Raw genomic sequence first — 22813 nt, 5'->3', positions numbered from 1 at the left:
AATAGTAAAGTGGCCTATCATGGACTTCAAGTAATCAAGAGATATTGGAAGGAAAACGATGAAATTCTAAGAATATATTAATTTATTGAGGGAGGTACTCGTTTTTTAGGTAAAGCATTAGTCGAGGAAGCATTGAAAAGAGGGCATGAAATTACCTTATTTAATCGTGGAAACCATATAGAAGCATTTCCTGAGGTCGAGCAGCTAATCGGTAATAGAGACAGTGATGTATCCGTTCTTAAGGAGCGGAAATGGGATGTTGTCATGGACACATGCGGATTTGCCCCTCATCAAATTAAAAACATCGCTTCTGTACTTGGAGATTCCATCGAGCACTATACCTATATTTCGAGCATCTCAGCTTATAAAGACTGGATCCCACCCCACATTACAGAAGCGTACCCTTTAACATCCAAAATGCCGACCACTGATAAAATGAAAGAAATTGAGAATGGCAAAATCTCTCCTTACGAGTACTACGGTGCGCTGAAGGTACTTTGTGAAAAAGAAGCAGAGAAGCAATGGCCAGGACGTGTTTTGCAAATAAGAGCAGGCTTACTAGTTGGGCCGTATGACTATACAGATCGTCTTCCCTACTGGATTCAGCGTGTAGCGCGTGGGGGTCGAGTATTAGTGCCAGGGCGATCAGATCGACCGGTGCAATTGATAGACGTAAAAGATTTAGCCACATGGGTGTTCGATATGGCGGAAAACAGAAAAGCAGGTACGTTTAATGTCACTGGCCCGAGGAATGAGTTGACTATAAAAGAGCTATTGAATACCTGTAAAATGGTTACAAACAACGAGACCGAATTTATCTGGGCAGATGAATCGTTTTTATCAGACTATCAAGTTCAACCATGGACGGAAATGCCTTTATGGGCTCCTGAACACTTTCCGTTAGAGGGAGAGAAAGAACCGTGGAAAGGTACTTTTCTGATCAATATAGAAAAAGCGGTTAATGCAGGTCTTTCCTTCCGCCCTCTTGAAGAAACCATTCATGATGTGTATCAATGGATAAAGGAAAGTAAGTATACTGTACAGAAAGCGGGAATATCTCTAGAAAAGGAGCAGGAGCTACTAGAGGCTTGGCTTCGATAAGAGAAAAATGAAAATATAACTGTAAGATGTTAAGGCTATATAAACGAAATAACCCTTCATTGCTGTTACGCATAAGAAGGGTTATTTTGTTACGTTATTCGTTATCCCACCAACCTTTCCGAAACCTCTTGTAAACACCTGACAATTCCTCTTGACCTTGCGTTTCACGCTTAATATCATCATTGCTTACTCTTCGTCTTTAGATTCGGATTATAGGCAACTTTTCAGTTTTGTTACTTTACAAGCAACTACATGGTTGCATATAATCGTTTTATGAAAGGGAATAAGGACGCTATATTCAAAGCACTTGGTGATTCGACCCGACGTCTTATATTAGACGAACTATCTGAACGAAACGAACTTACGTTGTATGAACTTACCGCACGTCTCATTATGAAGCACGACCTTTCCATTTCACGACAGGCGATAGCTAAACACCTATCTGTATTGGAAGGTGCTGGACTCATAAAATCAAAAAGAAAGGGGAAATATCGAGTACTTCTATTCAACAACGAACCACTTAAATATTTGCTTAAAGGATGGATAGATTAATCCCAACGATCTAATTTTATAGGAGCATTCCTGTAATAAGAAAATTTGAGGAAAAATAGCCGAATCTGAGAAATGCATAAAAAAAGCCCCCTTGGTACGATAGAGAGTGTCATGCATGACCTCGAATTAAGTACCGAAGGAGGACTTCTAGTATGGATTTTACACAAAATAAACGAATAGCGCAAGTCAATGAACAAACCTTAATTATTGGGGTGGATGTGGCCAAACGCAAACATGTAGCCCGAGCGATAGATGATCGTGGGCGAGATTTAGTGAAACGACTAGTGTTCACTAATTCCTATCAAGGTTTTCTGGAGTTGATAGAATGGGCTCAAAACCTGTCCGAGAAACACAACCGACCTAATCTGTTAATTGGAATGGAACCGACTGGCCACTATTGGCTGAATCTCGCTTATTATTTAAAGGCGCGAGACATTCCCGTGGTGGTTGTTAATCCGATGAAGGTAAAACGGTTCAAGGAAATGGACGACGATTCTCCAACGAAAAATGACACCAAAGATGCGAAAGTCATCGCACAGGTCATGCGTGACGGTCGTTACCACGAACCAACGTTACCCGAGGATGTGTATGCGGAATTGCGGGAAGGCATGAAGCTTTATGACATGATCCAGGAGGATATCGCGTCGATAAAGGCACAAATGCATAATGCACTGGATCGCTATTTTCCAGAGTTTCTGACGGTCTTTAAAGATTGGACGGGAAAGGCTGCCCTTCATTTATTAGATAAGGGTTATCTGCCAGAAGATATACGAGCAGCATCCGAAGAAAGCTTACTTCTGGAAGTCAAACAGGCCGCAACTCGAGCAGTGGGAATCAAACGAATTCAGGCCTTAAAAGAAGCAGCTAAGCATAGCGTGGGCTTACAAGTAGGCTTGCGCATGGGACGCCAAGAGATCCGTTATCTCCTGGATCAGTATAAGGCGTTGGAAGAACGACGAATCGCTCTTGAAGCACAACTGAAAGAACTCGTTCTCCATATTCCTGGTGCTGATCAGATGATGACAATCAAAGGTGTGAGCGCCATTACCGTGGCTGGTTTTTTTGCTGAAGTTGGTGATTTAACAAATTATCAAGATCCACGCCAAATCATTAAATTAGCGGGATTAAATTTAAAATTGAATCAATCAGGTTATTTCAAGGGTCAGACGACTATCACCAAACGAGGGCGTAGAAGACTGCGAAACTTATTGTATCAAGTGGCAAGACCCTTATCGTTACACAATGAAGGATTCAAACAATTGCATCATTACTATCGCTATCGGTCCCATAATCCACTGTCAGGCAAGCAATCCTTTGTCGCATTAAGCAGAAAAGTCGTGAAGATATTTTTCCTATTAGGGACACGTAACTGCGCATTCAGTGAAGAACGAATGATTCGGGATATTCCCATGATTTCGAATATACAGGAAGTTGCATAAGTAACAATAGAACCAACGTTTACAACCAAACTTTTGACAATTGAAGCACGGAGAAGCCGGTCGTTATTACATCCATCAGGGCAACGACCCACTATAGGAGCATTTCCGGCCTCCACCATGGTCAGGTCGAACGAAGGAATTTACGCGCATTGACGCCGAGAGACGTGGGAGGGTCCACCGCCATGTGCAAGTGGAGATCCATTGTGCGATCATACACCAATAACCATTTAATGGAAAATAAATCCGATACCTTGTTAGAAGTATGACGATTGAATTCCATATTTATCATGATTTATAAATAATAGTAAAGTGGCCTATCATGGACTTCAAGTAATCAAGAGATATTGGAAGGAAAACGATGAAATTCTAAGAATATATTAATTTATTGAGGGAGGTAACAATAGGATGAAAATCATTGTAACAAGTTTATTCGTAAATGATCAGTACAAGGCATTGGCGTTTTATACGGAAAAATTAGGATTTGTAAAAAAAGAAGACGAGCCTGCCGGAGAATATAGGTGGATGACGGTAGTGTCTCCAGATGATCAAAACGGTCCAGAGGTTTTACTCGAGCCTAATGATCACCCTGCAGCAAAAGAGTATCAAAAGAGGATATTTGAGGACGGCATCCCTGCAACCATGTTTGGTGTTGCAGATATTTACAAAGAGTATGAGCGTTTAAAGGAAATAAACGTTAAGTTTACTATGGAACCAACCAAAATGGGTGAGATGATCATAGCTGTATTGGATGATACCTGTGGCAATCTTATTCAACTAATACAGAAGTAACTTAAGATAAGCGCTTTAAGTATACCCTGTCCTATTGTTAGGATGGGGTTATTACAAATTAAATAGGGGGGAAACAATGAAGAACCTTGGAATAGTTTTTATTTTTTCAGGGATTTTACTTATGGGGTTAAGTGGACTTGAAAAGGTTCTTATTTTTTTATCAATTGATGGTAATGTACACCAAATAGAAGCGGTTAAAGATTTAACACCACCGTATATTTGGAGTATCACAAATTTCACTTTTGGTTTTGGACTTATTAGCTTTATGCTGGGATTAGCTATATTTTTTAATAAACATATCATTCCAAATGCTAAATAAGGATTCATAATCAAAATGCTTGGATGATCCAAGCATTTTGATCGCTATCCCACCAATCTCTCCGAAATTCTCTCTAAATGCATGGTCACTAATTCCTCCGGGACTGGATATGTGTGAAGCATCCCTTGATAAACAAAATTGAATTCGTCTATGTTCATTAAATCCCTCGGTGTTGTTAAGCTTGGTGGTTTCATTAGTAGCCCTTTCTTCTCATTCAAAATCGTTGCGACAAATTGGGAGCAAAAGAAAGCATTTTTTCGATTTAGATCAAAGTGGAGAATGATCGCAAGTAGACCGATCAAATTGTATCGATACTTTTCTTTCTCACGTTCGATCTTTTTCACTTTGGCGCGCATCTGCTTATATTCCTGCTCAGAAACACGACAGCTATAGATTACACATTTCGCTCGTTTAAATAGCCCCTCCCTCAACTTTTCTCGAATAAATCCCCCAATAAAAGGGTTGGCTGGCTTTTTGCGGCCAAAGCTATAGATTTCCTCTAATTGATCATCAAAGGCAATTGAAACATGGTTGTAGGATTCTCTCGTATAAATTTTAATTAACCTTGTAAAAAGCGTCCCAGTATCCGTAAATAAAATATAAATTTTTCTATCTTCCACGCCTTTACTTCCTCCCTGTTACACTTCCGATTTTCTTTTATGCACAAAGTAATACATACTAAGTGGCCACCAAATTACAGCGAATATTGGGTATACTGCCCAGATCGTGTCTGGTGAGGTAATCATATTAACCGTAATGAAAAAGATGCCAATTAGTAGGCTTGCATGAACAGAGAAGGCAACATAGCTCCTCTTCTGTGCATGATAGATTGCAAGTGGCCACCACAGCACCGCAAATATCGGATAAATCGCCCAAGGATGACCTGGTGCAAGAAAGATATTGAGAATAATGTAATAAAGCATAATACTTGTGCTCCCTACCATAGCAACTGCCAATGATTTCGCACGTTTTCCTAAATAGATAAGAATCGGCCACCACAAGATCGGTAGTATCGGGTAAAGAAACCATGGGTATTCTGGTGTTTGGATATAATTGACCACGAAAAGGAAGCCAATAATCAGTAGGCTGCATACCATTGAAAATTTTTTCTGTTCTCCTTTTACCATAAAATAATGGCTAATTGGCCAAAGCAATAACACAAAAGAAGGATAAATAAACCATGGATGAGAGCCATTAGTTATTAGATTAACGACAATTAAAAAGGCAATAGTTAGGACACTTCCTGCAATAGAAAAGCCTGTTGCATAACGACTCATTTCGCATTCTCCTTTGTACGTAGCCATCTAAAGTACATCGTTAATGGCCACCATAATACGGCAAATGTTGGGTAAACAAACCAGATAATATCAGGGGAATAATAGAAATTAATAAAGACGAATAATCCGATGATTAACGCACTGCCCCAGATCGAATAGCCAAGATTTAATTTGGTCATGTTCTTTTTTGGTTTTGGTAAGGCTGATTTGACTCCTAGTTCTTTTTTTAAATCGCCAATATCACCAAAATCTACGATCGCCTTATTGATCGCATCCTCTTCTTCCTTTCCTTGTTCCATTAAATCCAGCACTTTTTCCTCCAGGTTTTGTGTAACTTCCTGCATGACTGCATTCTTTTGTTCACTTTCTGGAATATCCTTAAATAACTCATTGACATATACTTTTATTTTCTTCAATTTAAATACCCTCCATAAATAAATCGATGATTTCCTTTGTTTCCTTCCATTCCTCAGCAATTTCCTTTAAATACGCCTTACCTAATGTCGTGATTTGATAATATTTTCTTTTTCCCCCTTTGGAAATATCTCCATAATAGGACTCAATTAGTTCCTTCTTCTCTAATCGTTGAAAAACGGCATATAGGGTAGCCTCTTTAATATGAAATCGATTATTGGTGCGTGTACTAATTTCCTTTGATATTTCATAACCATAGCGATCTTTTTCTGAAATCAATCGCAAAATGATCGAATCTAAGTGGCCGCGAATAATATCACTTCTTATCATAAGGTCTGTTTCCTGCTCCCTTCACTATTCTACGTGATAGAGTAATCATACTGTAAATTGCTCTATCTGTCAAAGTAATTTTTGAAAATTTATGGAGATTTTTCATCAGGGGTTGCTGTTAGTAGAGCAGTACCGTGATAAATTAGGCTAGCAAGCAAAAAATTCTGGATATCAGACAGTTTGAGGAGATTCTCTCGGAGAGTTGTCCAATATATCAGCCATAACAATCATTTTGAGGGCTTTCCTGCGACGAACTGTCCTATATATCGTTTGGAACTTTCTCCCGCTGATTTGCCCCATCCATCTGACATAAAAAAAGCCTCCTTCCTGCACAGAAGTGGCTATTTTTTCGTATATATCTTTATTCATTCCTTCGCTCAAAAAAAGTTAAAGTGATCTCCTTGCTTACGTCCACTTCCTTCCTTTTTTCAAATCCATTCTTTTCGTAAAATTGGACAGCTGGTGTATTTTTAGCGCCTGTTGCTACTTTTAGGACCCGATTTTGGAATTGATTCTCCACAAAGTCTAATAATTTCTGTGCAATTCCTTTTCTAAAATGATCAGGGTGGACGATTAGCCGGTGGATATCCACTTCCTCATCGGTAACTTTCACAGATATCGCCCCACATAGCTCTTCGTGCAAATAATATCCATAAAAAGTTTCTTCACAGCTCTGGATGGTTTCTACCGTATCCTTTAATGGGGGGATCTCATCTGAACCAATTATATCTGCTTCTACCTTGTAGGCTGGTATTTGAAGGTTTAGCACAGTCTCTGCTTCTCTTTTTTTGTCTATTTCTATTTCTTTAATCATGTTTACACCTATGCTACCGTTGTAATAATCGGCTGATCCTTCGTAATAATAATGGTGTGCTCATGCTGTGCACCATAGCTATCGTCAGGTATATATAATGTCCATCCATCTGTTCCTTGGTCGACATAATTTGCTCCCGTTGTTAAAAAAGGCTCGATGGTAATAACCATACCCTCTTTTAATAAACGTTGATCATGCTTGTCGTAATAAGGTAAAACTTCCGTTGGTGCTTCATGTAGTGATTTTCCGATACCATGACTGCACAGGTTCATAATAACATGATAGCCACCTTTTTTAGCCTCTTGTTGAATCATTCGCCCTATTTCATTCAGCTTAACATTATGTTTAAGCGATTGGATCACCTTCATCATTGTATGGTGGGTATAGTCGCAAAGTTTCGTTAAAGAAGGGTTGTTGGGAGCAAACACAAAAGATTGTCCTGCATCAGCAAAATACCCTCCTAATTCTGCAGAGACATCAATATTTATAAGATCTCCTTCCTTGATTCTTCGATTCCCTGGGATCCCATGAGCCATTTCACGATTGATACTGATACAAGTGTAACCAGGGAAGTTATAGGTAATTTTAGGTGCTGATACGGCTCCATAGCTCATTAAAATCTCTCCACCTATTTCATCTAGCTCTTTGGTTGTCATGCCAGCCCTGACCTGACGCTTCATCTCTCTTATTGTCGTTGCCACGATTTTACCGATTTTTTTAAGTCCCTCGATATCCTGTTGATCTTCGACTGTCATCAAAGCACCTCCGATTATCTTTTTCTTTTATTTTAAGACAATATAACATTTTTAGCTACTTTCAAGAGGAATACATAGGATGAACATAGAATATTAAATAATAAGAGGAGGCGGTATTTATGAAAAGGAAAATAAATTTTTTGGGCATCGATATTAGGGGATAACGCGTAATTAGCCCAGACGACAACGTATTTCCCCTAAAATTTAAAAATTAGGGGTATTTATAAAATGAATATTAACGTAGAATTGGTCCAACATTTAATAAAAGAGCAATTTCCAGAATGGTCCCATTTAAAAATAAAACCAGTTAAAAAGAGCGGCCACGACAACAGAACTTTTCATTTAGGTGAAAATATGAGTGTAAGAATGCCGAGTGCTAAAGGGTATGCTCCTCAAGTTGAGAAAGAACATAAATGGCTACCGTATTTATCTAAGCATCTATCCCTACCAATTTCTATACCACTTGCTAAAGGGAAACCTAATAAAGATTATCCTTACGCTTGGTCTATTTACAAATGGCTAGAAGGCGAGACAGTGACCCGCGAAAATATCGTTGATCTGAAGCAATTTGCCAAAGATTTAGGGAGATTTTTGGTAGAATTACAATCTATTGATGCAAAAGAGGGTCCTATTGCAGGTGGTCATAATTTTTATAGGGGTGGCGATTTAGCAGTATATGATGAAGAGTCAAGAAAGGCAATAGAAAATAACAAAGAGATTTTTAATGAACATTTACTGAACCAAATATGGCAGTTGTCCTTAGATTCTAAATGGACTAAAGAACCAGTATGGCTTCATGGTGACGTAGCACCAGGGAATATCCTAGTCAAAGATGGAAAGTTATGTGCCGTTATTGATTTTGGCGTGTTAGGTGTTGGAGATCCTTCATGTGATGCTGCAATGGCATGGACATTTTTTGATGACAGTAGTAGAGAGAGATTCAAGAGAGCATTGAAAATGGATGAAGAAACTTGGAATAGAGCAAGAGGTTGGGCTTTATGGAAGGCATTAATTACTTATGATGATAAGAAGGATTCTAACCAAACAATAGCAGAAGAGTCATGTAGAATCATAAAAATAATCATTGATGAGTATAAAAGTTAAAAGATATAAATATTATTTCACCTCTTTCACTAAAAGGATCGTCAATAATTGACGGTCCTTTATCCATTGTTGGGAAATTAAATCAACAAAAAGTAGCGGTTATGATAAAATCAAATTAGTTAAAACACTATAAATAGGGGGAAATTATGAAGTCAAAACCAATATTAAATCAAATTGGAACTACATTTATTCCTGTTAGTGACATTGAAAAGGCACGCGACTGGTATTGTGACATATTAGCATTATCACTATTTTATAAAATAACCCCGTTGGAAAATATTGTTTATTTGTAATTAGCGTGGTAAGATATAAAAGATATTTACCAAAATTTAAAAGGGGGTTTAACATGAAATGGATAAAAAAGATATTTATGTTTTCTCTAGCTTTTATTTTAGTTTTTTCAACATTGGGGACATCTGATTTATCTAATGTAAAAGCTTCTCAGTTGAAAAGTGATAAAGAAAGTGCCAATCAAGGTGATGATTCTAATTTTGTGATTTTAGTAGATGGTATTTTAATAGATGGTAAGTTTTATAGTCCAGAAGACTTTGAAGATTATTTGAAGTCAGCTGAAATTGTTTTATTAGATGATGGTTATAATAGCAATGGTTCATCTGTTCAACCTTTCTTTGCATTGGCTCCTGCCATTTATTTTGTTCCTGGTATAGGACAAGTTGCATTAGTTGCAACTGGTGCAATAGTGGTTGGTGGTGTTACTATTAAAGCTGGAAGTTGGTTACATAAAACCATTTCTAATTTTTTTAACGACCCAAAAAGGGTGATTTCCTCTAATTATGGTATACCGAAATCTTTATTAGATTCAAAGGGAAAAGTAAAATTAGGTTCTTTTAAGGATAAGCATGGTAAGACTCCCTTAATAAAAAATCTGGTACTTTTAAAAATGGAAAATGGTCAGTAGAAAAGGATACAGCCGGACATGGCGGACGTGCATGGAAACTAAAGAAAAGCGGAAAAAGAAAAGCATCCTTAGATAAAAATGGGAAAGTTCTATCTAAATGATAAATAGGAGTGAGTTTAGTCTATGAAGAAAATGAACTTTAATGGTTTTACACTTAAATATCATAAGTCAATTAATGTTTATGTTAATGATGAAATGAAACAAGTTATCTTTATTTCTAAAAATAATGATGAGATACATGGAATGTTAGAACTTGATGAAAGAAATAAAATTAAAATACATCCTAGATGGAATGTAAATTTTTCAGTAGAAAATACTGAAATTATTATTGACGTTAATTATAGTGAGGAAGAATAATCAAATAAAAGGGTAGCGATCGCTGCCCTATTTATTTTGTTCATTGAGTGGTTTTATAGATAAAATTTGCAAGTCGATAGCTACTAAATTTTAATGTCTTGATGAGTGTAGCTATGAGCACACTTTCAGCAACGGAAAAAATAAACAATCAAGGGGGAAATTATGAAGTCAAAACCAATATTAAATCAAATTGGAACTACATTTATTCCTGTGAGTGACATTGAAAAAGCACGCGACTGGTATTGTGACATATTAGCATTACCAGCAGATGGTGAAATTTTATTTGGTCATCTGTACATATTACCGATGAACGGAACAGGTATTGTATTAGACAGAAAAATATTTTCAGAGGAGAATATTTATAAAACGCCACCTTTTCATTTAAACACAAATAATATAGAAGAAGCTTTTCAATACATGAAAAGTAAAAATGTAGAGATTACGACAGAAATTGAAAATAATCATTGGTTTAATTTTAAAGATTTAGACGGTAATCATTTGATGATTTGTCAATGTTAGTTGGTTTCCTATGTCTAAATCCGTTAAACAGGAAGAGCCTACCATCATGGTAAGCTCTTCTTTATCTTATTGGGGGGAGAATCTTAAATTAAGTTTATTTATCTAGCTTTAATTTTAAAATATCAGCGATTTTTTTCGGGATGTCGGTATTGTCATAGAATCCGCTAAATTCATCAGACTTCGGACCATAGGCGTATAACTGAATATCCGCACCAGTATGGTTTAAGCTAGTCCAACCAACATTCGCATAATCACTTACTACTTGGTTAATAGCAATAGAAGGCTCGTTAGCATTTTTAATCGTTTGTACTTCCTCTTCTGTAAGGGTTAGATTAGTATATTCCTCCACGACTTCCTTTATATTGGAACGATCTTCATTTAATTGGGCAGCCATATGATCCCCTGTTGCAGTTACCTCTTGCAAAATATCGGCATTTACTTCCATCGAACCATTAGAGCCTGTTGTCATCCCACCAGTATCATGGTCACCACCGACTACGACTAATGTCTTGCGATCTTTTTTCGCAAAGTCTAGCGCTACTTTTACTGCTTCTTCAAATGCTTCGACATCAGACATAGCCCATGCAGCATCATTATCATGCCCTGCCCAGTCAATCTGGCTACCTTCTACCATAAGGAAAAATCCATCCTTATCTTCGTTTAATACATCAATGGATGCTTCCGTCATTTCTGCAATGCTAGGCTCTACTGTTTTGTCACGATGTAATTCAGGAGCTAGCGCATCGTCAGCAAAAAGACCGAGTAATTTTTCTCCATCCTCTACATCAATATCTGTGCCATCCTCTAATTGGTCGCGTGTCTCCACATATGTAAAATTAGCATCCTCCGCTTCTTCTAATAGATTTAATTCTTCTTGATTACCACCTTCTGCTTCTGGTAGGAACATATTTTTTCCTCCACCAAGAAGCACGTCTACTTCACTTGCAATATATTGTCTAGCAATTTCTGTTTGGTTATTACGGTCATCTACATTGGCAACAAAAGAAGCTGGCGTCGCATGAGTTATCGTAGACGTAGCTACTAACCCGGAAGACTTCCCTTTTTTCTCCATTGCATCTAAAATCGATGTTAGTTCATTACCTTCTGCGTCGAGACCAATAACACCATTATTCGTTTTTTCTCCAGTAGCCATGGCAGTACCAGCAGCTGCTGAATCTGTAATATCAGAGTTTGCAGAATGGGTGGTATATAATCCTTTTAAATGGTTATCCCAAACCGCTTCTTCTCCCTTGTAAGCACGGTAATTGGATGCATAGTCTGGACTGAACCCGTCTGGAATCATGTAAATAACATTCTCTATCTTCTTTCCACCTTTTCCCCACCCTTTTCCTTTGCCTGGTGAATCGGGCTTGTCCGCTAAAACAGGAATGCTTACTGCAGATAAAACAAGGCCTGTACTAAGTGCAATCGCACCAATCTTCTTGAACATTCTTTACCAACTCCCTAAATAGATTATTTTTGCTTACAGTTACAAAATACTAGATGAATGTTAATAAACTATTAAAATCTAGTTAAGCTTCGCTAAAGAAAAGCCCTACTAAAAAACTATGAGTATTCTACTTCATCATAGTTCTGTGGGGAATCTATTACTTGGGCACTAGATAAGTTTGTACTTAAATTGCGGTAGAGCTAGCTCTAGTTGCACTGAATATAAGTACCATTTTGGACTAAATGTTTGATAAAAATCGCACTTAAATCGGTTTTAAGTACCATCTCTGGCTGAATTCTTGGGGAAATGGCACTTATACCGATTTTAAGTACTATTTTGAACCGATGCCTCGACAAAAATGGTTCTTATACCGATTATAAGTGCCATTTTGATCCGGAGCTACGGCGAAAATGCACTTAAAACTCATGTTACTAGCAGCGTGTTGCTTGTTGTTGACTGAATAATAACGGAATGAACTGTGATGGTTATCTGTGAAAATATCTCAAATCTTTCACTAGCTAATTCTACGTAAAAAAACGGTGACCAAGCCTCCAAGCTCCATCACCGTTTCCTTTTACAAATTGATTTCGATCGTTTCTTCCCCTGCATTTGCAGAGACTTTCTTATAGCCAGGCACTTCTACATGATATGACTTATTTAATCCCGAAGTGGTGACAGTAACCTTTTGTCCTTGACGAATGGCTGAAACCGTACCGATATATTCCCCTTGTGCATTGACTAAGTTTTGTGTCACCTTCTGGTCTTCCTCTAAGCTATAAATCTTAAAGGTCACCCCATCCATATAATCGTAAACAGGTTTTTCCTCACTATTACCAACTGGTAAAATCGTATTCGGCTTTACGAATAATGGTAGGCTGAAGTAGTCATATTTTTCTTTAATCCATGTGCCACCTTCCACTACTTCCCCTGTTAATAGGTGTGTCCATTTTCCTTTTGGTAAGTAGAAGGAACCTATGCCTTCTTCATTAAAAATCGGTGCTACTAAAACAGACTCACCTAACATATATTGTCGATCTAATGTTTCACAAAGCGGATCATCTGGGAATTCCAGCACCATCGAACGCATCACAGGTATTCCTGTCTTGCTGTTTTGTACGGCTTGTTCATATAAGTATGGCATTAAGCTGTTCTTTAGCTTGGTAAAATGACGCGCTACGTCAACTGCCTCTTCATCAAAATTCCACGGCACACGATAGGAGGAGCTTCCATGGAATCGGCTATGGCTGGATAGCAATCCAAAGGCAGTCCAACGTTTAAATACATCTGGTGTTGCCGTATTTTCAAAGCCACCAATATCGTGACTCCAATAACCAAAGCCAGAAGTGGTTAACGATAGACCACCACGTAAGCTTTCAGCCATTGCGTCATACGTGGAATCACAGTCTCCACCCCAGTGAACAGGGAATTTTTGACCACCTGTTGTCGCCGAACGTGCGAAAACAATCGCCTCTTCTTCCCCTTTTTCTCGTTTTAATAAATCAAAGACGACATCATTGTATTGATACGCATAATAGTTATGCATTTTTTGTGGATCGGAACCATCATAATAGACAACATCCGTTGGAATACGCTCGCCAAAGTCCGTCTTGAAGGAGTCCACTCCCATATCCAGCAATGCTTTTAGTTTTTCTTGGAACCAGGCACACGCGTCAGGGTTGGTAAAATCGACAATTCCCATTCCAGCCTGCCATAGATCCCATTGCCACACATCTCCATTCGGTTTTTTCAATAAATAGCCTTTCTCTGCACCTTCATCAAACAGTGGTGATTTTTGCGCAATATATGGGTTAATCCATACACAAATTTTTAACCCTTTGTCTTTTAAACGCTTCAGCATCCCTTCTGGATCTGGGAAATTACGACGATCCCAAATAAAGTTACTCCATTCAAATTCCTTCATCCAGAAGCAGTCAAAATGGAACACACTTAGCGGAATACCTCGCTCTGCCATCCCATCAACAAAGTGATTCACCGTTTCTTCATTATAGTCTGTTGTGAAAGAAGTCGACAACCATAAACCAAAGCTCCATGCTGGAGGTAATGCTGGCTTACCAGTGAGCTCTGTGTAGCGACTAACTACTTCCTTTGGTGTTGGCCCATTAATAAAATAATAGTCTAAGTATTCTCCCTCCACACTAAACTGAGAGCGAGAAACAGTTTCTGACCCTAATTCAAAGTTAACCTCCTCCGGGTGATTGACAAAAATCCCATATCCCTTGCTGCTTAAGTAAAACGGAATATTTTTATACGATTGCTCCGAGCTAGTACCACCGTCTTTGTTCCAAATATCGACACTTTGCCCATTTTTCACAAACGGAGTAAAGCGTTCGCCTAAACCATAAAGATGCTCACCAACTCCTAAGCGAAGCTGTCCTCTCATATAAGTCTTATCCTCTGGTCCTTCGATCCATGCAAGCCCTTTTCCATCGGCATCTGTTAGATTACCTGCTGCATTTTTAAATGACAAGGAAAAGTCCTTTTTCGTAATAGAAAGCTGTAAGCCTCCACTCGTAAAATGAACGGCATCCTCTTTTTCCTCTAGTTCAATCTCCTTCATTTGGTCTAGCACTCCGAATTGAGGATATCTTGCTTTTCCTCCTTTAAAATGCCATGTCTGCACGCGAATCACGTCATCTACTGGGGCAGAGATTTTAATCGTCAGTAATGGACCATCTAGTGTATCCCCACGGTGATTTAAATATTTACACGGTGCATATAAGGTGACGGCCCCATCGCGCTCCTCTACTTCATGCACGATTCGAGGAAAATGTATTTGATATCCTTCTCTAACTAACCAATTACCATTTGTAAATTTCATCTGATTGCCTCCTATATTTTTTATTTAACTGCCCCATCTGAAATACCATCAATGATATAGCGTTGTAGAAACATATATAAAATAATGATTGGAATCATGGCAATAACTAATGCCGCTAAGGCTAAGTGCCATTGAGTAGAGTACTCCCCAAAGAAGTAAAAGGTCTTCAATGGAATCGTGTACATTCCCTCTTTATTAATCACAAGGGAAGGAAGTAAATAGTCATTCCAAAACCAGATCGCATTCAGCACAATAACCGTAACCGTTGTCGATTTCAGCATAGGGAAGATGATATGCCAGTACACTTGAAATCTATTACATCCATCGATGATTGCCGCTTCATCTAAGGCTTTCGGGATACTTTTCATTGCACCTACATAAAGAAATACCGCCATGCTTGAGCCTAACCCTAAATACATAATCGCTAGACCCGTTCGATTCAACATCTCCACAGCCCCGAATAAGGAAACTAATGGAATCATAATCGACTGGAATGGGATAAGCATACAGATAGCAAACAAAAAGTAGATAGCTGTACTAGATTTACCAGGCTTACGAGATAAGGCATATGCAGCCATAGAAGTAAAAAGCACAATAATCAGAATACTAACACCTGTCACTACCACTGAATTGAAAAACGTTAATAGAAAATCTAGCTCACCCAATGCGACGGGATAATTTTCTAATGTTGGTTCGGTTGGAAGACCTAATGTTCCTTTAAAAATACCCGACTTTGTTTTAATTGAATTGACAAATACTAAATAAAAGGGATAGATCCACAACAAAGAGACAATGGCACCGATAAACATCATCGTATACTTATGTGTGCGTTCTTTAGTTCTCATAGCTCTGTCTCCTTTTTACGAGTTAAATAGAGTTGAATAACAGAAATCAATGTAATAATAATGAGAAAAATAATCGCCTTTGATTGCGCATATCCCATATCTTGCACTTTAAAGGCAGTGTCGTAAATATTCATTGTCGCCATTTCCGTTGATCCGAATGGCCCTCCACCTGTTAATGCCATATTCTGATCATACACTTTAAAGGCATTGGATAATGTTAGAAATAAACTGACGGTAAACGCTGGTATAATAAGTGGAAATTTAACCTTCCAGAAGCTTTGCCATTTGTTCGCGCCATCAATGGTAGCCGCTTCTAACAGTTCCTTTGGTACATTGTTCAAAAAGGAAATATAAATGACCATAATATAACCACTCATCTGCCATACAAACAGGATGACTAATCCCCAAAAACCCGTTTCTGTATTAGATAGCCAGCCTTTAAAAAACTCAATACCTGTAACGTCTGCAATTCCTGAAAAGGCTTTTAAAAAGACAAACTGCCAAATAAAACCGAGAATAATGCCGCCAATGAGGTTTGGCATAAAGAAAACGGTACGGAACAATGTGCTGACCTTCCCTAATTTTTGTGTCACTAACAAAGCAAAGGCTAAGCCAATCACATTGATCCCAATAACAGAGGCAATCGAAAAACCTGCAGTAAATTTTAAGCTATAGAGAAATTGATCGTCTGTGAATAATTTAATATAATTGTCCAATCCAACAAAAGCAGATACCTGGAACCCATTATATTCGGTAAATGAGTAGTAGACGCCTTGAAAGAAAGGAATGATTAAAACGATTAATAGAGCTAGTAATGTCGGTAGCAAAAACAGCCAATATGTGCGGCTTTTAAAATTCATTTTCCCACTCCTTTATTCTAGATGTATGGTGGAGCAAAGAATGTCATTGCTCCACCAACCTTGGGAATGTTATCGCATCTTCGTAAAAGATTCTCCGACTTTCTCTTCAAACTCTTCCCAGCTGTTTTGACCGTCTAAATATTTCTGGAATTCTGGGAATAAAGCCTCTGAGAAGAAGCCATCTGGGTACTGATTATTTGTCCAGATTCTTGACTTATCATTTAACAAGTACTCATATACTTCCTTTGACACAGGATCAGATATCGATTCAGGATCATATCCTTCGTGGGAAGGAATATATTTAAAATTTTCTACAATTAGCTCTTTACCTTTTTCAGAGGTATACATCCAATCTAAAAATTTCTTCGATTCTTCTACAACAGCATCGTCTTTCTTTTTATTAATCCCCCAATACCAGGAAGGGCCTGCAACGATTTTTCCTTCGTTTTCTGGTCCAACAAATAGAGGAAGAATACCTAATTTCTCTTGGACAAAGCTTTCATCTAAACTGTTTAATGAAGGAACAATCCAGTTACCTTGGTGAATAATTGCTACCTGATCATTCGCAAATAATTCTTCTACAGAAGTACTGTAATCTAGTGATAAGATTGGTTGATAGTTGTATTTGTTAAATAAATCGGTATACTCCTTCATTCGGTCACCATACTCAAAGTTTAGCTGATCTGCCTCGAATGCCTCTTTGACGTTATTATTAAATTCTGGTGCGGTAAAATGACTAGAATATTGACTTACTACCCAGTCTTCTTTTGCACTAAATCCAAACACAGCTTCTATACCTAGATCCTCTTTTTGTTCATCTATTTTTTCTACCGCTTCTTTAAACGCTTCATAGCTATCAATCGAAGCAGGATCTACCCCAGCTCGTTCAAAAATGTCTTTATTGTACATCCAGCCATATCCTTCAATATTTAAAGGAATACCATAAGGTGTCCCGTCCATAGACCCACCGTCTAATGTCCCTTCAATGGCTGTTTTTGCACTTTCCATGTCTGATACATCTAATAGATAATCTTGATATTTTTCGACATCAGATAACCCACCTAGTAAAAAGATGGCCGGTTCTTCGCCTGATGAGAATTTTGCCTGGAGTGCGGAAGCGGCATCTTGTCCACCACCTACTGTTGTCACATTAATGTCTACGTTTTCATTTTCCTCTTCATATAATTCCACTAAGTTGTTTAATTGGTCTGTCGTTTCTACCTTGATATTAAACACATCTATGACTGTTTTATCTCCTGACCCGGATTTGTCACCGCTTTCATTTGAACCACAAGCAACAAGTAATCCTAATAAAATAATTGAGAGCAAGCTTAATTTAATTTTCATTCCTTATCCTCCTCGTTTAACTTTTGAATGACATGCCCATTTTCAAATAACAACCTGAGGTGCGTACCTCATTTTACTTGAAAAAAATATAAAGACTTTATTCTCTAACTATTTTGTATCATAAACCATTTTTTGAGGTACGTCAATCATTTTTTGAGATACGTACCTCATTTTTTTGTAAGAAGTATTTATTTTGCTCTATTCATATAATACTTCGCATTCGCTTTTGTGACGATTTCAGGCTTGACAATATAGGATTCGATTGGGTTATTGTCTTCATCTAGAAAGTATTGCGTCAATTTTTTTAACGTAAAGGCAGATTGTGCGACTGGATCCTGACAAATAGAAGCCGTGATCAAATCTTGCTCGAATGCATGGTAAATTGATTCGTTCATATCATGTCCAATTAAAATCGGTCGGTTGTCCCATTTTTCCATATAATGGGTGAATTTATCCAATAGACCTCCAGCAATATAGACGGCATCTGCCTTTTGTAGGAGTTCACTATGGTCTTTTATGAGCTGCTCGACCATCCCTTCTTTTATATAGGCAATGGTATCGTATTTGATCTCCCTTATTTGGACATCCTTATTTGTTTTGCAGAAATAATCCTTAAAGCCTTTTTCCTTATTCACCATCTGGAAGGTGTCTTCTTGTTCCCTTATGATAATAATTTCTTGTGATTGTTTTTCAAACAGGTGAATTAATTCCCCTGCCAAAAAACCGGCATCATAATAATCACTACCTACATAGGCAATTCTTTTGCTATTTGGAACGTCTGTGTTAATAGTGAAAACAGCGATATTCTTCTTCATCGCTTGTTCAATAATAGTTTCTAAAGGTTTCGAGTCATGAGCAGCGATGACTATAGCGTCATACTCTCCTATATTAACAATCTTTTGGACATATTCTACTTGTTGATTCTCTGGGACAGTATGTACGCGGAGCACTTCTACCCTTAAGCCAAACTCTGAATAAAGGGCTGCCCCTTCTTTAATTTCATGATCTAGAAGATCCCAGAAATAATTCGGAAATACAGGTAAAATAAAGGCAATATTCGTTACTTTTTGTGTAGCTAAAAACTTCGCTGCTCTATTCGGCTTATAGCCCAATTCCTGTGCTTTCGATTTTACTTTTTCTACTGTTTTAATACTTACCCCTTTTCGATTATTGAGCACACGGTCTACCGTAGCAATCGATAAACCTAGCTCTTCAGCAATCATTTTTGCTGTTACACGCACGTTGCCACCTCCTTTTTCTTATTGATGTAACCGTACTCATTATTCAATGTTTCTTATTCGATTGTCAAGTTTTTCAATTTTTGTCCAACGCTAAAAATCATATAGTATAATCTACGCCTTGCCCCTTATCCCAAAACTGCCCATCCTTACGAATATGTACGATTTGTCCAATATGATATGCATTGTGTAAGTTGATATAGGTAAGACTTTCGCAGGATCGTATTAACCTCTCCTCCTCACTATTCTCGATCTCTTCTTCCCATTCTGTCATTAAAGATCATAGCAGTTATTGTTTAGATACTGAAAATCGGGTATAATATAAATAGAAGGTCATATAATAATAAAACCATCTGGTGGTGGTACACCAGACGGTTGTTTAGTGCAATAGCCCTTTAAGGGGGCAACTCACATTGTTAGATGAAAAATAATCACCCTAAACGTTTGCTAGGCGATAGGGTGGTTATTTTTTTTGATGAAATGACAGTATAGCTACGATTAGTGATGCGAAAGAAATCATCAAGAAAATGGTTTCGAATACCGTCATACACTCACCCCCTTTCTCTTTAAAAGGGAATGAGCCACCACCCATAAAAGCCTTATGCACTTATCTCTATTATAACATCCATAAGCGTTTAATAGATATTTTCGAAAGGATTTTAACACTATTTGTTAAGCGATTCGATATACTTCAAAATGTAGTCTTATAGCAATTAGAATAGCAATAGTAGCAAATATCACAGCAAATAAGGATGATTGTAAAAATCCCATTCCAATGACAACACCTATAATAGACCACCCTGTAGAAAAAGCTATACTAACAATATAAGCTAAAGGGCGTATCCATGAAAGAAACAACATACCAATTAGGATTAAACCGAAAACCGTCCAAGAGTCATAACGAAATCCAAAAATGCGGATAGCAACAAGGCTTCCCAAAACAACAAAAAGTATCCGATATTCTCTCTTTCATATCGTCGGTTCATTATGTAAGCCACTTTTGCACAATCTTAATTCTCCAAATAGCGAATCCAATGAGAGCACCAGACATATTTAAAATAAAATCATCTATATCAAAGACGCCTCTTCTTGTAACTAGTTGGATAGATTCAATCAGGAGCAAGATCAACATCATGAAAAGTAATGCTGCACCTAATTTTCTCGCCCTCCCCATAAAAAATGGTAGATAAATACCAATTGGAATAAAAAGAATAATATTCCCAGCAAGATTTTTTATCGGGATATCTCGATTCATACTTCCATTCAGCATTACCTGCAAATAGGTCCTAATAGTGTCAAATGGGACAAAATTAGAGGAACTCTTAACATATTCGAAAAAGGAAAGACCATTTCCCATCGTCCCCCTATAGTCAAAAAATAATAGCATGATCATTACAAATGCATATAGTAAAAAACTGAGACCGATCACTACTTTTATTGCTGTTTTCATTTTTATCTCCTTGGATTATCTATAGTTGTCATGTGTCGGCTGAAATAGATCTTCCCTTGAATTGCGGACAACGGAAAAGTGTTCGACATTATAATGACCATGCAATGTTTCATTATGGTGACGAATAATTTGTTCGGAAGTTAAGGTTTCCGTATCTCTTGTCGAATGGCCATCCGCGACTAAGGTGACATCTAAGCCACTAATCGTTGCCGTCCGAACTGCGCTATCGATACAATGTTGTGTTTCACAGCCCATGATGACAATGTGTTTGGTTTCTTGGGATCTTAAATGCTCCAACAATCCTGTTCCGTGAAAGGAATTAGTAGCTTCTTTATCAAATAATTCCGCATGATCTGGTACCTTTATTTCTTTATGAATCTCGAAGCCATCTCCTCGTATATTATATTTAAGCCCATCTGTTGGACTCACTATTTTCCTCATTTGACCTGCAATAAATTTCAAAAAACACTTGGACGTCTTGTGATGTTCCTAGATAATGGTCTTAAGGATCATTTGGGACAATTCTGTCATCTCCTGTGGCTAACCACATTTAAAGACTGTTTCCCAGTGTACGTGCAGACCTTCCTACTCGCAGGCTGTGCACTCTGTCCCTCGAACTTGGATGGTAGTAGCTCCAAGGCGGCTTTCGATACAGAGATAGTACTGATACACGAGGTTGTTGATCGGCGTTCACACTAGGGATATCCCGAGGCGTCCAAGATAGGTTCCAATGATTCTAATTTAGAAAGGAGGGGAATTCCCCATGCGATTATTTGTCGGATTAGATGTTAGTTCTTTTGATATCAAGGTTTGTTTGTTAGATAGTGAAGGTGTAAAGTTATCTTCCTTCACCGTGTCGAATGATTTACCTGGTGCTACTGCTTTACGTGAAGCTATTTTTCGTACCATGGATGGACAATCTGTGGAAGTATTAAAGATTGGCTTAGAATCCACTTCCGTGTACAGTTTTCATCCAGCGATGTTTTTTCATCAGGATGAAGAGCTCCGTAAGCTTGGTGCACAAGTATTTGTGATGAATCCAAAACAGATTGCCAACTTCAAAAAGAGTTATCCAGACATGGACAAGACCGACGAGATTGATGCATTTGTGATTGCCGATTATTTACGATTTGGTCGTTTATCGATGTCGGTGGTCAAAGAGAGTCAATACGTTGCCCTACAACAGTTGACACGCTCTCGCTACCAACTCGTACATCAGATGACCAAAGAAAAGCAACATTTTCTTCAACACTTGAGTTATAAGTGTAATACGTTTCAAGAAAACGTCGAATCTTCCGTGTTTGGACAAGCTATGATGGACTTATTCTTTGAAAAATATAGCCTGGAAGAACTCGCTCAGATGTCGATCGAAGACCTAGCTGATTACCTCCAAACCAAAGGTAAAAATGGTTTTCACGACCCTGAAAAAGTGGCCAAGTCCATTCAAAAAGCAGTACGTTCTTCCTATCGTTTGGATAAGGTAGTGGAAGACTCGATTGATCTCATCTTGGGCACTATTATTGAGCTGATTCGCACCATGAAGGCACAAATCAAGCAAATCGATAAAGCGATCACTAAAATCATGGCTGGCTTACCCAATACCCTGCAATCCACACCCGGAATTGGACCTGTATTCGCTGCTGGTATCATCGCAGAAATCGGTCAGATTGAACGATTTGAAGCAGAGGCCAAAATAGCCAAATATGCAGGACTATACTGGCGAAAACACCAATCAGGCAGGTTTACGGCAGATGATACTTCCTTATCTCGTAACGGGAATCAGTATTTGCGTTATTACCTTGTTGAAGCCGCCAACTCGGTGAGAAGGCATGTACCTGAATACCAAGCTTATTACGAGAAGAAATACCGTGAAGTACCGAAACACCAACATAAAAGAGCACTCGTCTTAACCGCTAGAAAATTAGTGCGTTTGGTGGATGCGCTACTACGCAACCATCAAATCTACACGCCACAAGGGAGCGTGAAACATGAAGCTTAGAAAGTAGCTTCTACAACCCTTGTGTAATTACCATTAATTTACATTTGATTAATGGTCTAGTTTCCTATTGCCTTTTTTAACAAAATTGCACCTTGA

At 38.1% G+C, this 22813-nt stretch carries 26 protein-coding genes and 1 pseudogene; 11 read left to right on the top strand and 16 right to left on the bottom strand.

Annotation, left to right across the window (positions count from 1 at the left end; translation table 11 throughout):
- The first annotated feature begins 84 nt into the window (after window positions 1-84).
- The 5 genes from ACZ5N5_RS05575 (at window position 85) to ACZ5N5_RS05555 (ending at window position 4200) form a co-directional block, all read left to right on the top strand.
- Window positions 85-1101 (top strand): NAD-dependent epimerase/dehydratase family protein, encoded by a 1017-nt coding sequence (locus ACZ5N5_RS05575; protein ID WP_464373751.1) that lies wholly within the window; start codon window positions 85-87, stop codon window positions 1099-1101.
- 273 nt (window positions 1102-1374) lie between these two features.
- On the top strand, window positions 1375-1653 hold the full coding sequence (locus ACZ5N5_RS05570) for an ArsR/SmtB family transcription factor (RefSeq protein WP_054789369.1): 279 nt from the start codon (window positions 1375-1377) through the stop codon (window positions 1651-1653).
- A gap of 152 nt (window positions 1654-1805) precedes the next feature.
- Window positions 1806-3092, top strand: coding sequence for an IS110 family RNA-guided transposase (locus ACZ5N5_RS05565; RefSeq protein WP_464372419.1), 1287 nt, complete (start codon window positions 1806-1808; stop codon window positions 3090-3092).
- Between the two features lie 405 nt (window positions 3093-3497).
- Window positions 3498-3881 carry a VOC family protein gene (locus tag ACZ5N5_RS05560; RefSeq protein ID WP_054860788.1) on the top strand — a complete coding sequence of 128 codons (384 nt, stop codon included), beginning with the start codon at window positions 3498-3500 and terminating at the stop codon, window positions 3879-3881.
- 76 nt (window positions 3882-3957) lie between these two features.
- A complete protein-coding gene (locus ACZ5N5_RS05555; RefSeq protein ID WP_464373399.1) occupies window positions 3958-4200 on the top strand; it encodes a hypothetical protein in 243 nt (80 codons plus the stop codon).
- 44 nt (window positions 4201-4244) lie between these two features.
- Here ACZ5N5_RS05555 and ACZ5N5_RS05550 read toward each other — a convergent pair whose 3' ends face one another.
- The 6 genes from ACZ5N5_RS05550 to map form a co-directional block, all read right to left on the bottom strand.
- Entirely contained in the window at window positions 4245-4820 is a 576-nt protein-coding gene (locus ACZ5N5_RS05550; RefSeq protein ID WP_054789213.1) for a hypothetical protein, read from the bottom strand.
- Between the two features lie 18 nt (window positions 4821-4838).
- On the bottom strand, window positions 4839-5477 hold the full coding sequence (locus ACZ5N5_RS05545) for a hypothetical protein (protein WP_109983382.1): 639 nt from the start codon (window positions 5475-5477) through the stop codon (window positions 4839-4841).
- Entirely contained in the window at window positions 5474-5893 is a 420-nt protein-coding gene (locus ACZ5N5_RS05540; protein WP_464373398.1) for a permease prefix domain 1-containing protein, read from the bottom strand. The genes ACZ5N5_RS05545 and ACZ5N5_RS05540 overlap by 4 nt, the downstream gene beginning before the upstream one ends.
- A 1-nt stretch (window position 5894) precedes the next feature.
- Window positions 5895-6221, bottom strand: coding sequence for a PadR family transcriptional regulator (locus ACZ5N5_RS05535; protein ID WP_054789214.1), 327 nt, complete (start codon window positions 6219-6221; stop codon window positions 5895-5897).
- Window positions 6222-6582: 361 nt separating this feature from the next.
- Entirely contained in the window at window positions 6583-7035 is a 453-nt protein-coding gene (locus tag ACZ5N5_RS05530; RefSeq protein WP_464373397.1) for a GNAT family N-acetyltransferase, read from the bottom strand.
- 8 nt (window positions 7036-7043) lie between these two features.
- A complete protein-coding gene (gene map / locus ACZ5N5_RS05525; protein WP_464373396.1) occupies window positions 7044-7790 on the bottom strand; it encodes a type I methionyl aminopeptidase in 747 nt (248 codons plus the stop codon).
- A gap of 228 nt (window positions 7791-8018) precedes the next feature.
- Here map and ACZ5N5_RS05520 point away from each other — a divergent pair, with 228 nt between their 5' ends.
- The 5 genes and pseudogenes from ACZ5N5_RS05520 to ACZ5N5_RS05500 all read left to right on the top strand — a co-directional run bounded on the left by ACZ5N5_RS05520 (window position 8019) and on the right by ACZ5N5_RS05500 (window position 10689).
- Entirely contained in the window at window positions 8019-8894 is an 876-nt protein-coding gene (locus ACZ5N5_RS05520) for an aminoglycoside phosphotransferase family protein (RefSeq protein WP_054789216.1), read from the top strand.
- A 146-nt stretch (window positions 8895-9040) separates the two neighbouring features.
- A pseudogene (locus ACZ5N5_RS05515) lies at window positions 9041-9139 on the top strand (VOC family protein); the annotation flags it as partial.
- A 101-nt stretch (window positions 9140-9240) separates the two neighbouring features.
- The gene (locus ACZ5N5_RS05510; protein WP_464373395.1) at window positions 9241-9813 is read left to right on the top strand and encodes a hypothetical protein; all 573 of its coding nucleotides are present in this window, start codon (window positions 9241-9243) and stop codon (window positions 9811-9813) included.
- Between the two features lie 123 nt (window positions 9814-9936).
- A complete protein-coding gene (locus ACZ5N5_RS05505) occupies window positions 9937-10170 on the top strand; it encodes a hypothetical protein (protein WP_054789219.1) in 234 nt (77 codons plus the stop codon).
- A gap of 162 nt (window positions 10171-10332) precedes the next feature.
- Window positions 10333-10689: a VOC family protein gene (locus ACZ5N5_RS05500; protein ID WP_054789220.1), complete on the top strand. Its 357-nt coding sequence runs from the start codon at window positions 10333-10335 to the stop codon at window positions 10687-10689.
- 94 nt (window positions 10690-10783) lie between these two features.
- On the opposite strand, the gene ACZ5N5_RS05495 is transcribed toward ACZ5N5_RS05500, so the two are convergent.
- From ACZ5N5_RS05495 to ACZ5N5_RS05450, 10 genes are all read right to left on the bottom strand, one after another.
- Window positions 10784-12139, bottom strand: a complete 1356-nt coding sequence (locus ACZ5N5_RS05495; protein WP_464373394.1) for an alkaline phosphatase — start codon at window positions 12137-12139, stop codon at window positions 10784-10786.
- Window positions 12140-12713: 574 nt separating this feature from the next.
- A complete protein-coding gene (gene yicI, locus ACZ5N5_RS05490; RefSeq protein ID WP_464373393.1) occupies window positions 12714-14978 on the bottom strand; it encodes an alpha-xylosidase in 2265 nt (754 codons plus the stop codon).
- A gap of 20 nt (window positions 14979-14998) precedes the next feature.
- Window positions 14999-15823, bottom strand: coding sequence for a carbohydrate ABC transporter permease (locus ACZ5N5_RS05485; protein WP_109983401.1), 825 nt, complete (start codon window positions 15821-15823; stop codon window positions 14999-15001).
- Window positions 15820-16683 carry a carbohydrate ABC transporter permease gene (locus ACZ5N5_RS05480; RefSeq protein WP_109983402.1) on the bottom strand — a complete coding sequence of 288 codons (864 nt, stop codon included), beginning with the start codon at window positions 16681-16683 and terminating at the stop codon, window positions 15820-15822. Before ACZ5N5_RS05480 ends, ACZ5N5_RS05485 begins: the two co-directional genes overlap by 4 nt.
- A 69-nt stretch (window positions 16684-16752) precedes the next feature.
- Window positions 16753-18030: an ABC transporter substrate-binding protein gene (locus ACZ5N5_RS05475; RefSeq protein WP_054789221.1), complete on the bottom strand. Its 1278-nt coding sequence runs from the start codon at window positions 18028-18030 to the stop codon at window positions 16753-16755.
- A gap of 188 nt (window positions 18031-18218) precedes the next feature.
- Complete coding sequence (locus tag ACZ5N5_RS05470; RefSeq protein ID WP_464373392.1) at window positions 18219-19271, bottom strand: LacI family DNA-binding transcriptional regulator; 1053 nt, start codon at window positions 19269-19271, stop codon at window positions 18219-18221.
- A gap of 460 nt (window positions 19272-19731) precedes the next feature.
- Window positions 19732-19788 (bottom strand): putative holin-like toxin, encoded by a 57-nt coding sequence (locus tag ACZ5N5_RS05465; protein ID WP_464373750.1) that lies wholly within the window; start codon window positions 19786-19788, stop codon window positions 19732-19734.
- A 152-nt stretch (window positions 19789-19940) separates the two neighbouring features.
- Complete coding sequence (locus ACZ5N5_RS05460; protein WP_054789224.1) at window positions 19941-20207, bottom strand: hypothetical protein; 267 nt, start codon at window positions 20205-20207, stop codon at window positions 19941-19943.
- Between the two features lie 46 nt (window positions 20208-20253).
- Complete coding sequence (locus tag ACZ5N5_RS05455) at window positions 20254-20718, bottom strand: VanZ family protein (protein ID WP_464367481.1); 465 nt, start codon at window positions 20716-20718, stop codon at window positions 20254-20256.
- Window positions 20719-20733: 15 nt separating this feature from the next.
- Complete coding sequence (locus tag ACZ5N5_RS05450; protein WP_464373749.1) at window positions 20734-21159, bottom strand: isochorismatase family protein; 426 nt, start codon at window positions 21157-21159, stop codon at window positions 20734-20736.
- Window positions 21160-21481: 322 nt separating this feature from the next.
- Here ACZ5N5_RS05450 and ACZ5N5_RS05445 point away from each other — a divergent pair, with 322 nt between their 5' ends.
- On the top strand, window positions 21482-22717 hold the full coding sequence (locus ACZ5N5_RS05445) for an IS110 family RNA-guided transposase (protein ID WP_054789366.1): 1236 nt from the start codon (window positions 21482-21484) through the stop codon (window positions 22715-22717).
- The last annotated feature ends 96 nt before the right edge of the window (window positions 22718-22813 follow it).

The sequence above is a fragment of the Gracilibacillus sp. JCM 18966 genome, assembly GCF_055392695.1.
Note: the sequence above shows the minus strand (reverse complement) of the source record. Positions and strands in the feature narration are given on the sequence as shown.